Here is a 12,266-nt window from a genome sequence, read left to right as displayed (position 1 = left end):
GGATTCGATGGGCATGATCCTGGTGGTCGATGACGAGCCGGATCTGCGGTACCTCCTGCGGCTCTTCTTCACGCGGGCTGGTCATCAGGTCGCTGAGGCGGGGAACGGTGCTACCGCTCTAGCGTCGGTGCACGAGGCGCCACCGGACCTGGTGGTGACCGACATGATGATGCCGGTGATGGGCGGCGTCGAACTCATCCGACGGTTGCACGACGACCCAGCGACCGCAGCCATTCCGATCCTGGCGGTCAGCGGCGACTGGCAGCTGGCGGCCGACGCTGACGCCGTGCTGGCGAAGCCTTACCGGCGCGCCGAGCTACTCGCAGCGGTCGATGGCCTACTCCAGAAGGGGCGTGAGGGCCAGTGACGCGGCTGTCGACCGGGTTGGCGGACCTGGATCTGATCCTCGGTGGTGGCCTACTGGCGGGGTCGGTGGTGGTCCTGGCCGGGCCGCCCGGATCGGGTAAGACGATCCTGGCGCAGCAGATCTGTTTCGCCAACGCCACCGTCGAGCGCAAAGCCGTCTACTACACGACCCTCTCCGAGCCGCATTCCAAACTAGTCGAGCACCTGCGCGGGTTTGCGTTCTTCGATCCCGCGACCCTGGGTCGCGAGGTCGAGTACGTGCACCTGGGTGACATGCTGCGCGGAAGCGGCACCGATGACCTCGAACCGCTGATCGACGAGGTGGTCCGCCGGGCCCTCGAGGACGAGCCGGTGCTGGTGGTGATCGACAGCACCAAGATGCTGCGGGACTTCGTCAGCGACCATGCCCTGCGGATGGCGCTCTACGACCTGACCAGCCGGGTCGCTCATAGCGGGGCGGTGCTACTGCTGCTGGGTGAGTACACCGCCGAGGAGATGCAGACCGGGGTGGAGTTCGCCCTCGCCGACGGCATCGTGCACCTGTCGCACCAGCCCCGCGAGCCCGTCGACCGGCGCACCCTACGGGTGGTCAAGATGCGGGGCACCAACCATCTCAGCGGCGCTCACACGGTGCAGATCACTGCTGACGGTCTCCAGGTGTATCCCCGAGTCGAGTCGTTCCTGCCCGAAGGCGCGGCGTCCAAGGGTCGGCGCGTCCCGTCGGGGATTCCGGGCCTGGATGCGTTGATGGGCGGCGGGATACCGCACGCTGATGCCACTCTCGTCCTGGGGCCGTCCGGCGTGGGTAAGACCATCGGCTGTCTCAACTTCGTCGCCGAAGGCCTGGCCAGCGGCGAGCGTTGCCTCTACATCACCTTCCAGGACACCGTCGACCAACTGGTAGACATGGCGGGCAGGTTCGGCTGGGACTTCGAAGCCGCTCGAGCCAGCGACCACCTGGTCATTTCCCACGTGCCGGTAGGCAGACTCGAGCTCGACGTCCTGGCGGCGGTGATCCGTCACCGTCTCGCCGACGGCACGACCACTCGGATCGTGATCGACAGCCTGGCCGAGATGGCCCGCGCCGCACGCGAGGCCGACCGGTTTCCCGCCTATCTACGCAGTCTCCTGGGCATCGTCCGCGCCGCCGGGGCTTCCCTCTGGGTCACCAGCGAGACCAGAACCTTCGGGCCGATGGAAGAGCCCCTGGCCGGCCTCATGTTTCTCTTCCACAACGTCGTCCAGATCCGCTATATCGAACACTGCGCCCAGATCGGCCGCGTCCTCAACGTCCTGAAGATGCGCAACAGCGGCCACGACAACGGCGTGCACACTTGCCACGTCGCCGACCGCGGCGTCGCCCTCGGGAGCAAACTCACACAAGTCACCGGAGTGCTCGGCTGGAGCGTCCTCCGCGAATGCCCCATCCCGGCCACGGATGACACCAGCGCAGTGAGCTGATCGCGGATACTGCATACAGAATGCATACCGGACGGACCTCGTCCGACGCCGACCGCTTCGTCCGCTCGATCCGGAACGCCGGCGTCCAGCTCGGCGGGCTGCACCTCTTCGCCGGGAACATGGCCGGCGCGACCGCGGCGTCGTGGCCTGGCCGGGCCGCACCGGCGAGGTCCTGCACAGCGTCAACGTCGCGGGGATCGCCCCGCCCGCCGCTCCGCGTCGTTCGCGCTCGTTCTTACGATTCTCGTACGGCGTCCCCGGCGCGCTCGGCAGCCGCCGAGCGGGCGCCTACCCTGCGGTGCGTGGACCAGCCTTCCGCGCCGACCGGCCACCGCGTGCTCGTCGTCGACGACGACCCGACGGTCAGCGAGGTCGTGAGCCGCTACCTGGAGCGGGCCGGTTTCGCGGTCGCGCGGGCCGGCGAGGCCCAGCCGCGCTCCGCCTCGCGGCCGAGCAGCAACCGGACCTGGTGGTCCTCGACCTGATGCTGCCGGGGATGTCCGGCCTGGAGGTCTGCCGCCGGCTGCGGGCCTCCTCGGACGTGCCGGTGGTGATGCTGACCGCGCTGGGCGAGGAGGCCGACCGGGTGGTCGGGTTCGAGATCGGTGCCGACGACTACGTCACCAAGCCGTTCTCCCCGCGGGAGCTGGCACTGCGCGTGCAATCGGTGCTGCGCCGAGCCCCACACCGGCCGGCCGCCGAGACCCCCGTGCTGCTCGTCGACGGCGACCTGCAGGTGGACCCGGCGGCGCGGTCGGCGTTCCTGGCCGGGCGGCCGCTCGCGCTCACCGTCCGCGAGTTCGATCTGCTGGCGCACTTCCTCCGCCATCCCGGGCGGGTGTTCGGCCGGGCCGACCTGCTCCAGCAGGTGTGGGGCTGGAGCGTCGGCGACCAGTCGACGGTGACCGTCCACGTGCGTCGGCTGCGGGAGAAGGTCGAGGAGGACCCGGCGCACCCGTCCCGGATCGTCACCGCGTGGGGCGTCGGCTACCGCTACGAACGGGCCGGTGGCTGATGCCTGACCTGCTGATCGTGAGTGGGCTGGCGCTCGGGTCGTCCGGTGCGGTGGCGGTGGCCGGCCTGCTCGGGTTGCGGTTCCTCCGCGGACGCTCGGTCACCGCGCACCTGTGCATGCTGGTCACGGTCACGGTCACGTCGGTGGTCACCGCGGTGGTCGTGGTGGCCGAGGCGATGTTCCTCAGCGCCCACGACCTCGGCGTGCTCGGTGTCGTGCTGGCCGTGGCGGGCGTCGTCAGCCTCGGGTTCTCGCTGCTCGCCGGGCGTCGGCTGGCCAGGGCGAGCGTCTGGGCGGCCGAAGCCCGCGCGCGGGAGCAGGCGCTGGAGCGCAGCCGCCGCGAGGTGGTTGCCTGGGTCTCGCACGACCTGCGGACGCCGCTGGCCGGCCTGCGTGCGATGGCCGAGGCGCTGGAGGACGGCGTCATCGAGGCCGACGAGAGAACCGACTACCACCGGCGGATCCGGCTGGAGGCCGACCGGATCGCCGAGCTGGTCGACGACCTGTTCGAACTGTCCCGGATCAACGCGGGGGCGCTCCAGCTGACGCTCGGCGAGGTGCCGCTCGGAGAGGTGGTCTCGGACGCGGTCGCCAGCGCCGCGCCGGTCGCCAAGGCCAAGGGCGTGCGGCTGGTCGCCGACCCCTCGCCGTACGGAGTGGTCCGGGCGAGCGAGCCGGAGCTCGGGCGGGTGCTGGCGAACCTGCTGGTGAACGCGATCCGGCACACCCCGGCCGAGGGCGTCGTCACGGTCGTCGGCGGCAGCGACGACGACGGAGGCTGGGTCGCGGTGAGCGACGAGTGCGGCGGGATTCCGATCGCGGACCTGCCGCGCGTCTTCGACACCGCGTTCCGCGGCGAGAGTGCGCGGACGCCGTCCGCGCCGGAGGACCCGCTCGGCTCCGGAGGCGGGCTCGGCCTGGCGATCGCGCACGGGCTGGTCGAGGTCCACGGCGGGCGGATCGCCGTGGACAACACCGACTGCGGCTGCCAGTTCACGGTCCGGATCCCCGCGCCGACGGCCTGAACTCCGCGGGGCCCGGTCCGTCGGGCGACGTGCGCTCCTCGGAGCCGTGGCCGGTGCGGATCGTCAGCCGGTCGAGGTACCCGACCTGGGCGGTCACGACGAGCGCGAACAGGACGAGGAACACCGGCAGCGGGAGGATCATGCCGAGTCCGAGCGTGAGCTCCAGGCTCTGACCCAGCGCAGCGGTTCCGAACGCGAGCACCGGCGCGGCGAGGTTGTCGCCGACCAGCCCGGGCCAGAGCAGATCCTGGGCGCCCAGCATCCAGTGCGCGAGGACGGCGAGTCCGATCAGCGGCAGTGCCGACCGCACCGGGGCGGTGTCGGCGCGCCGGGCGCGGAAGAACAGTGTGAAGACCACCAGCGCGGGGATCGATATCCACACCGGTGGAACCAGGTCGAACCACGTGTCGGCCTGCTGGGCGCCCTCGGCCCGGTCGCGGTAGGCGAACGCGAGCGGCCCCACCCCGACGAACAACCAGGGGGCGAAGAGCCACAGCAGCGAGGTGCTCCGCTCGCCCAGCGGCCGCAGGACGCCGAGCGCGTACCCGCTGCCCGCCGCCACCAGCACGCTCACCACGGCGGAGAGCAGCGGCGGTAACCAGGTGTCCCGGTAGATCTCGGCCGCGGAGAAGTCTCCGGCGCCGGGGTCGTCGTCCAGCGTCCGCAGCCACGGCAGCGCGGCCACCACGACGACGGCCGCGAACAGCACCAGCGCGACGATCAGCACGAGCCACCAGCCGGGGTGGCGCCGGTCGGGCAGGGATGGCGGAGCGAGGTCGATCCGGGTCCGGGCCGCGAGCAACAGCCACATCGCGAGCAGCCCGAGCGCCGCCAGCGGGACGAGCATCATCGTCGAGAGCACCGGCTGGAGGTGCGTGCTGGCCTGGACCGCCGCCGGCAGCAGACCCGTCGGACCGCGTCGGGGGACTTGCGCACCCCCCGCCACGTGCCGGGCGGTGAAACTCTGGATCGCCACCGCCAGCACGGCGAGCGCCAGCACGCCCCCGACGACGTACGCCGCGCGTTCCCGCGGCCCACGGCCGGGCCTCGCGCCGGTCCTTCGGAACGCCGCCAGGTAGAGCGTCACCGCCACGGCGAGCACCGGCCCGGGCGAGCACACCGCCGCCGCGACCAGCGGCGACGGATCCCGGTCGACACGACCGTCGGTGTTTCCGAACGTCCAGGCGATCAGGTAGGCCACCGGGGCGTAGCCGGCCAGCGGCACCGAGATCAGCACCCGGGTGAACAGGCGCCCACCCCGGCCGGTGCGCTGCGCCGCCATGGCCAGCAGTGGCGCCACCAGCAGGGTCAGGACGAGCGGCACCACGGCGAGCAACACGGAGCGTCCCAGCTGCTCCGGATAGGACGAGCTGAGGACGTATTCGATGTTGCCCAGGTTCAGCCGGCCCTCGAGCGGTTCGACGCGTTCGGCCGTCCCGCTGGGAGTCAGGCGCCATTCGCTCCCGGCGGGCTGCCGCCACACCGAGTTCCCGAGCGTCGTGCCGGTCGGGATCAGGTAGGTCCAGAGCAGCGCGACGAAGCCAGGTGCCAGCAGCAACCACCCGAGGCGCGCGCGGCTCATCGCGCACACGGTAGCGCTAGCGCTCCAGGTAGGTCCGGAGATGTGTGGCGGTGAGGGTCTTCCCGGCCCGCACCAGCTCGGCCGGCGTCCCGGTGAACACGACCTCGCCGCCGTCGTGACCGGCGCCCGGCCCGAGGTCGACGATCCAGTCGGCGTGCGCCATCACGGCCTGGTGGTGCTCGATGACGATCACCGTGTTGCCGTCGTCGACGAGGCGGTCGAGCAGGCCGAGCAACTGGTCCACATCGGCCAGGTGCAGCCCGCTGGTGGGCTCGTCCAGGACGTACGTGACGGCCTTCTCCGCCATCCGGATCGCCAGCTTCAGCCGCTGGCGTTCACCGCCGGAGAGGGTGGTCAGCGGCTGGCCCAGGCCCAGATAGCCCAGCCCGACGTCGTCCAGCCGCGCGAGAATGGCCCGCGCCGACGCGGGACCCTCGGCGAAGAACTCACGGGCCTCCGCTACCGGCATCGCGAGCACCTCGCCGATGTTCTTGCCGCGCAGGGTGTAGCCGAGCACCTCGGGCGTGTACCGCCTGCCCTCGCACTGCTCGCAGACGGTCGCGACGCCGGCCATCATCGCGAGGTCGGTGTAGATCAGCCCGATCCCGTTGCACTTCGGGCAGGCGCCTTGCGAGTTCGCGCTGAACAGCGCCGCCTTCACACCGTTGGCCTTGGCGAACGCGGTGCGCACCGGGTCGAGCAGGCCGGTGTAGGTCGCCGGGTTGCTGCGCCGCGAGCCGCGGATCGCCGACTGGTCGACGACGACCACGCCCTCCTGCCCTGTCAGGTTGCCGTGGATCAGCGAGCTCTTGCCGGAGCCGGCGACGCCGGTGACGACCGTGAGCACGCCCAGAGGGATGTCCACGTCGACGTTCTTCAGGTTGTGCTGGGCCGCGCTCCTGATCGGCAGGTGCCCGGTGGGCTTCCGGACGTTCTCCCGCAGCGTCACCCGGTGGTCGAGGTGTCGTCCGGTGAGCGTGCCGGACGCGCGGAGCCCGGCCAGGTCACCGGCGTAACAGAGGGTTCCACCGTGCGGGCCGGCGCCAGGACCGAGGTCGACGACGTGGTCGGCGATCGCGATGACCTCGGGCTTGTGCTCCACGACCAGCACCGTGTTGCCCTTGTCGCGCAGCAGCAGGAGCAGGTCGTTCATCCGCTGGATGTCGTGCGGGTGCAGGCCGACGGTGGGCTCGTCGAAGACGTAGGTGATGTCGGTCAGGCTCGACCCGAGGTGCCGGATCATCTTGACCCGCTGCGACTCGCCGCCGGAGAGCGTGCCCGACTCGCGATCCAGGCTGAGGTAGCCGAGTCCGATCTCGACCAGCGAGTCCAGCGTCTGGCGGAGCGTGGCCAGCAGCGGGGCCACCGACTCCTCGTCGATCGCGCGCACGAAGTCAGCCAGGTCGCTGATCTGCATCGCCGCGCACTCGGCGATGTTCTTCCCGGCGATCCGCGACTCCAGCGCGGCCGGGTTGAGCCGGGCGCCACCGCAGGCCGGGCACGGTGCGAACGTCACCGCGCGCTCGACGAACGCCCGGACGTGGGGCTGGGTACTCTCGCTGCCCTTGTCGATGAAGAGGCGCTTGACCTTCACCACCAGGCCCTCGTACGTGGTGTTGATCCCGCCCAGCTTCATCTTGGTGGCCGGTTTGAAGAGGAAGTCCTCCCGCATCTGCGGGCTGAAGTCCTGCACCTTCAGATCCGGGTCGACCAGGCCGGACTCCGGGTACGCCCGCCAGTACCAGGAGTCCGGCGTGAAGTTCGGAACGGTGATCGCGCCCTCGTTCAGCGACTTCGTCTCGTCGACGAGCTCGGCGACGTCGATCGTCGAGACCTTGCCGATGCCCTCGCACTCCGTGCACATGCCCTCGGGAAGGTTGAAGCTGAACGCGCTGGACGTGCCGACGTGCGGGGTGCCGAGGCGGCTGAACACGATCCGCAGCATCGTAAGGGCGTCGGTGGCGGTGCCGACCGTCGAGCGGGAGTTCGCGCCCATCCGTTCCTGGTCGACGATGATCGCCGCGGAGAGGTTGCGCAGCGCGTCGACGTCGGGCCGGCCGATGCTCGGCATGAACGACTGCAGGAACGCGGTGTAGGTCTCGTTGATCAGGCGCTGCGACTCCGCGGCGATCGTCCCGAACACCAGCGACGACTTGCCGGAGCCGGAGACGCCGGTGAAGACCGTGAGGCGACGTTTGGGCACGTCGAGCGAGACGTCGCGCAGATTGTTCACGCGCGCTCCACGGACCTCGATGACGTCGTGGCTGTCGGCGGCGGGCAACGGCACGCGGTACTCCCTTGATCGATGTGTGCCGAACCGTAGCCACCGCCTACGACAATTCAGCCGGCGGGCGCTGCTGCATGTGGTCGCGTGCGATCAGGCGCGCGGGCAGGTGATGCAGGTGGTGGCGGCGGCCCGCGGTTGGGTGCGATCAGGCGCGCGCGCAGGTGATGCAGGTGGTGGCGGCGGGGCGTGCGACCAAGCGCTCGGGCGCGATCGGGCCACCGCAGGACTCGCACCGGCCGTAGTCGCCGGCCGCGTGCCGGGCCAGCGCGCGGTCCAGCTCACCGAGGCGGGTCACCGCGGCCGACAGCAGCGACGCCGTGTGCGCCCGCTCGTACGCGATCGTGGTGCCCTCCGGGTCGTGCTCGTCGTCGGTGGCGACCATCGCGGCCGCCTCGATGATCCCGTCGAGGTCTGCGGTGAGCGCGCTGATCTGGGCCGCGGTGTCCACGCGCTCTTCGGTGAGCACCTGGTGGATCAGATCCCGGTCCGCCTCCATCGGTCCGCCCTAGGGCAGCAGCCCGCGCACGTACGCGGCCTGGCCGACGTGTTGGGTGTCGTCGTCGAGGATGCTCACCAGGCGGACGCCGAGCGTGACCGGCGGGTCCCAGCGCTCGTCGACCACCCAGTCCAGGTCGGCGGGGGACAGGCCGGCGAGGAACTTGTTCGTGCGGGCGGCGACCGCTTCGTAGTAGTCGATCAGCACCTGGTCGCTCTCCGGCCGCACGGCCGCGACCTGGGCGGGGGAGTGGCCGTAGCCGGTGTCGGTCGGGTCGGACAGCCCGAAGCGCCCCGGCCAGTCGCCGGTCGCGTACACCTGCTCCTGTCCCAGCACTTCGGCCACGTGATCGTCCTGGACCCGGGTCAGGTGCCAGACCAGCCAGCCGATCGAGTTCGCACCCTCGGCCGGCGCCCAGCGCAGTTGCTCCGGGCTGAGGCCCTCGACGGCGGAGCGGACGAGGTCCGGCAGGCGGCCGTAACCCTCGGTGAGCAGCTCGTTGACGTTCATCCGTCGCGTCTTCCCGGTCTCGGTTCCGATAAATCCTGCTGGTCTCCACACTGTAGGCTGCCAGCCGGCGCAGACCCCTCCGTCTCTCGATCTGGAGTGAGCCGGGTGCAACCCCCCACATCAGGAGCCGATCCTTACTACCCGTCCGGACCGGCGGCCTACCCCGCGTCGGCCCCGCCTTCGTCGGGGATGCCGGCTTCCGGTGCGCCGGCCTCGCCGTCCTCGGGCTACTCGCCGACGGCGAGTTTCCCGGCTGCGCCGCCCACGTCGAACTTCCCGGCTGCCGGGTTCCCTTCGTATCCGGACGCCCCGGCGTCGGGCTACCCGACCTCGTCCCTGCCGCCGCCGCCCAACTTCGGCGGGGCACCGGGAGCCGCAGGAACACCGCCCGGCACGTTCGGAGCGCCGTCCGGGTTCCCGCCGCCAGCGCCCGCACCGAAGCGCAGCCTGTTACCACTGATCATCGGTGTGATCGTCGCGCTCGTCGTGGTGGGGGCCGGCTGCTTCGGCGCCGGGTACTTCACCGGGAAGGAGAGCGGGGAGTCGGCCGCCGCGGACACCAAGCCTCGTGGCGTCGCCCCGTCGACGACGACGCTCGGCAGCCCGTCGGCCGCCAGTGAGCAGCCGGACGGCGTCGCCGGGGTGTGGAAGGGGACGTACACCTGCAGCCAGGGCGCGACCGGGCTGACGCTCACGATCGAGGGCGAGGACGAGGCGCTGGCCGCCACGTTCGAGTTCTACCCGACGTCGGAGAATCCGAGCGTGAAGAAGGGCTCGTACAAGATGGGCGGCAACGTCACCAACGGGCGGATGGTGCTCATCGGGACGACCTGGATCGACCAGCCGGACGGGTACCAGATGGTCAACATCTCCTCGACGAGCATCACCGCGACGACGATCACCGGCACGATCGACACCGCCCCCGGCTGTACGTCGTTCCGCGTCACCCGCAGCTGACGCCGCGCGGCGTGCACCCCTTTGTGCCGGATTTCCGCCCATCGCGCCGAGGCACACTGGGGTCATGGCGGAAACGGAGCGGCCGACGGGGCCGATCGAGTCGTGGGTCGAGCGGATGATCAGCGAGGCCATCGAGCGCGGGGAGTTCGACAACCTGCCGGGTGAGGGCAAGCCGATCCCCGGTATCGACGATCCGCCCGACCCGCTCTGGTGGGTGAAGCAGAAGATGCGCCGGGAGAATCTCTCGGTGGTCCCGCCGTCGCTCGCCCTGCGCAAAGAGGTCGAGGACGCCCTCGACAAGGCCTACGCGGCGCGTAGCGAGCAGCAGATCTGGGACCTGCTCGAGCCGATCAACAAGAAGATCCGGGCGGCGATCCGGGTGCCGCCGGTCGGACCGCCGCTGAATCTGATGCCGATCGACATCGACCGCGTGGTGCGGCGCTGGCAAGAGCGCCGCGCAGGCTGACCCGCGCCCGGGCCAGGGCCACCGCGGACTTCCCGATAATCCGCCTCGCGGCGTGCGGCGTGAGGTGGCCTTCCCGAAAATGCGCCTCCCGAGGTGCGGCGTGAGGTGCTCTTCCCGAAAATCGGCCCCGCGCCCCCCCGCGGCCCCCCGCGCCCTGCGGTGCGGCGGGTACGGAACCCGCCGCACCCCGCGTGGCCCTACAGCGTCTTCGTCAAGCGATCCGCCAGCACCCGCGCGAACCGCGCCGGGTCCGTCAGCTCTCCGCCCTCGGCGAGCAGCGCCATCCCGTAGAGAAGCTCCGCGGTCTCCGGCAGCGCCGGGTCGTCGGCGGCCCGGGCGTGGGCGTCGCGGAGGCCGGTGACGAGCGGGTGCGACGGGTTGAGCTCCAGGATCCGCTTCACCGGCGGTAGCGGCTGTCCCATCGCCCGGTACATCTTCTCCAGCGTCGGCGTCAGGTCGTTCGCGTCACCGACCACGCAGGCCGGTGAGCTGACCAGCCGGGTCGAGAGTCGCACCTCCTTGACCGACTCGGAGAGCGCGCCGGCCATCCACGTGAGCAGACCGTCGAACTCGGCCGGAGTCTCCGCCGACGTCGAACCCAGGTCGACCTGGCCCTTCGCCACCGACTTCAGCGGAATGCCGTCGTACTCGGTGACCTGGTCGACCCAGACCTCGTCGATCGGATCGGTGAGTACCAGCACCTCGTAGCCCTTCGCCCGGAAGGCCTCCAGGTGCGGGGAGTTCTCGATCGTCGCCCGGGAGTCGCCGGTGAGGTAGTAGATCTCGGTCTGCCCCTCCGGACGCCGCTCGACGTACTCGCGAAGGGTGACCAGCTTCGACGGGTCCGCCGTCGAGGAGAACGACAGCAGGTCGAGGATCTGCTCGCGGTTGGCGGAGTCCTCGAGCAGGCCCTCCTTCAGCGCCCGCCCGAACTCCGCCCAGAACGTCTGATACTTCTCCGGGTGCTGGGTCTGCAGGTCGCGCAGCGTTCCCAGCACCTTCTTCACCAGCCGCCGCCGGACGGCCTGGATCTGCCGGTCCTGCTGCAGGATCTCCCGCGACACGTTGAGCGAGAGGTCCTGCGCGTCCACGACCCCCTTGACGAAGCGCAGGTACTGCGGCACCAGCGCCTCGCAGTCGGCCATGATGAACACCCGCTTGACGTAGAGCTGGACGCCGCGCTGGGCGTCCCGGGTGTACAGGTCGAACGGCGCCCGGGCGGGCAGGAACAGCAGCGCGTCGTACTCGAACGTGCCCTCCGCCTTGACGTGGATCGTCTCCAGCGGGTCGGTCCAGTCGTGGCTGACGTGCTTGTAGAACTCGGCGTACTCGGCCTCGGTGACCTCAGCGCGCGGGCGGGCCCAGAGCGCCTTCATCGAGTTGATCGGCTCGTCGGAGCCCGCCAGACGAATGGGCCACGCGATGAAGTCCGAGTACTTCTTGACGATCGAACGCACCACCGCTGGATCGGCGTAATCGTGCAGTTGGTCGTCGGTATCGACCGGCTTGAGGTGCAGCGTGACCGCGGTGCCCTGCGGAGCGTCGTCGACGTCTTCGATCGTGTACGTGCCCTCGCCGGTCGACTCCCAACGGGTGCCGGTGGACTCGCCGGCCCGGCGGGTCAGCAGCGTGACCCGGTCGGCGACCATGAACGACGAGTAGAACCCGACACCGAACTGGCCGATCAGCTCGGCGCTGTCCGCCGAGTTCGACTCCCGGAGCTTCCGCAGCAGCTCGGCCGTCCCGGACTTGGCGATCGTCCCGATCAGCGACACGACCTCGTCCCGCGACATCCCGATGCCGTTGTCCCGGACGGTGAGTGTCCGCGCCTCGGCGTCCGGCTCCAGCTCCAGGTGGAGGTCGGACCGGTCGACGTCCAGGTCCGAGTTCACCAGGCTCTCGATCCGGAGCTTGTCCAGGGCGTCGGAGCCGTTGGAGATCAGTTCCCGCAGGAAGATGTCCTTGTTCGAGTAGATCGAATGGATCATCAGCTGCATGAGTGCCTGGGTCTCGGCCTGGAACTCCAGCGTCTCGGTACGACCGGTCACCGTGTTTCCTTTCTGCTCTTCTCGCCGTACGAAATCCTAGGACGCTCCCGGCG

10 protein-coding genes and 1 pseudogene are annotated in these 12,266 nt (G+C 70.4%); 6 read left to right on the top strand and 5 right to left on the bottom strand.

The annotated features are described in order from the left end of the window. Positions 1 to 13: 13 nt before the first annotated feature. The 4 genes and pseudogenes from ABEB28_RS33575 to ABEB28_RS33560 all read left to right on the top strand — a co-directional run bounded on the left by ABEB28_RS33575 (position 14) and on the right by ABEB28_RS33560 (position 3,867). On the top strand, positions 14 to 367 hold the full coding sequence (locus tag ABEB28_RS33575; protein WP_345732278.1) for a response regulator: 354 nt from the start codon (positions 14 to 16) through the stop codon (positions 365 to 367). Continuing rightward, positions 364 to 1,827, top strand: coding sequence for a DUF7125 family protein (locus ABEB28_RS33570; protein ID WP_345732277.1), 1,464 nt, complete (start codon positions 364 to 366; stop codon positions 1,825 to 1,827). Before ABEB28_RS33575 ends, ABEB28_RS33570 begins: the two co-directional genes overlap by 4 nt. Before the next feature lie 293 nt (positions 1,828 to 2,120). Further along, positions 2,121 to 2,842 (top strand): annotated as a pseudogene (locus ABEB28_RS33565) (response regulator transcription factor). Continuing rightward, positions 2,842 to 3,867, top strand: coding sequence for a sensor histidine kinase (locus tag ABEB28_RS33560; protein WP_345732276.1), 1,026 nt, complete (start codon positions 2,842 to 2,844; stop codon positions 3,865 to 3,867). The pseudogene ABEB28_RS33565 and the gene ABEB28_RS33560 overlap by 1 nt, the downstream one beginning before the upstream one ends. Here the strand turns inward: ABEB28_RS33560 and ABEB28_RS33555 are convergent. The 4 genes from ABEB28_RS33555 to ABEB28_RS33540 all read right to left on the bottom strand — a co-directional run bounded on the left by ABEB28_RS33555 (position 3,836) and on the right by ABEB28_RS33540 (position 8,742). Beyond that, complete coding sequence (locus ABEB28_RS33555; RefSeq protein WP_345732275.1) at positions 3,836 to 5,449, bottom strand: hypothetical protein; 1,614 nt, start codon at positions 5,447 to 5,449, stop codon at positions 3,836 to 3,838. The two genes, ABEB28_RS33560 and ABEB28_RS33555, sit on opposite strands and share 32 nt — an antisense overlap. Before the next feature lie 16 nt (positions 5,450 to 5,465). Further along, positions 5,466 to 7,736, bottom strand: coding sequence for an ATP-binding cassette domain-containing protein (locus tag ABEB28_RS33550; protein ID WP_376980459.1), 2,271 nt, complete (start codon positions 7,734 to 7,736; stop codon positions 5,466 to 5,468). 145 nt (positions 7,737 to 7,881) lie between these two features. Continuing rightward, a complete protein-coding gene (locus tag ABEB28_RS33545) occupies positions 7,882 to 8,232 on the bottom strand; it encodes a TraR/DksA family transcriptional regulator (protein ID WP_345732274.1) in 351 nt (116 codons plus the stop codon). Positions 8,233 to 8,241: 9 nt separating this feature from the next. Further along, a complete protein-coding gene (locus ABEB28_RS33540) occupies positions 8,242 to 8,742 on the bottom strand; it encodes a mycothiol transferase (RefSeq protein ID WP_345732273.1) in 501 nt (166 codons plus the stop codon). A 189-nt stretch (positions 8,743 to 8,931) separates the two neighbouring features. On the opposite strand from ABEB28_RS33540, the gene ABEB28_RS33535 reads away from it, so the two are divergent. Together ABEB28_RS33535 and ABEB28_RS33530 are read left to right on the top strand one after the other, a co-directional pair. Next, positions 8,932 to 9,699, top strand: coding sequence for a flagellar basal body-associated FliL family protein (locus tag ABEB28_RS33535; RefSeq protein WP_345732272.1), 768 nt, complete (start codon positions 8,932 to 8,934; stop codon positions 9,697 to 9,699). Between the two features lie 64 nt (positions 9,700 to 9,763). Next, complete coding sequence (locus tag ABEB28_RS33530; protein ID WP_345732271.1) at positions 9,764 to 10,165, top strand: DnaJ family domain-containing protein; 402 nt, start codon at positions 9,764 to 9,766, stop codon at positions 10,163 to 10,165. A 197-nt stretch (positions 10,166 to 10,362) separates the two neighbouring features. On the opposite strand, the gene htpG is transcribed toward ABEB28_RS33530, so the two are convergent. Continuing rightward, on the bottom strand, positions 10,363 to 12,213 hold the full coding sequence (gene htpG, locus ABEB28_RS33525) for a molecular chaperone HtpG (RefSeq protein WP_345732270.1): 1,851 nt from the start codon (positions 12,211 to 12,213) through the stop codon (positions 10,363 to 10,365). Positions 12,214 to 12,266 lie beyond the last annotated feature (53 nt).

The organism is Cryptosporangium minutisporangium (genome assembly GCF_039536245.1).
Taxonomy (GTDB): domain Bacteria; phylum Actinomycetota; class Actinomycetes; order Mycobacteriales; family Cryptosporangiaceae; genus Cryptosporangium; species Cryptosporangium minutisporangium.
This window is presented reverse-complemented; position numbering and strand designations above follow the sequence as displayed.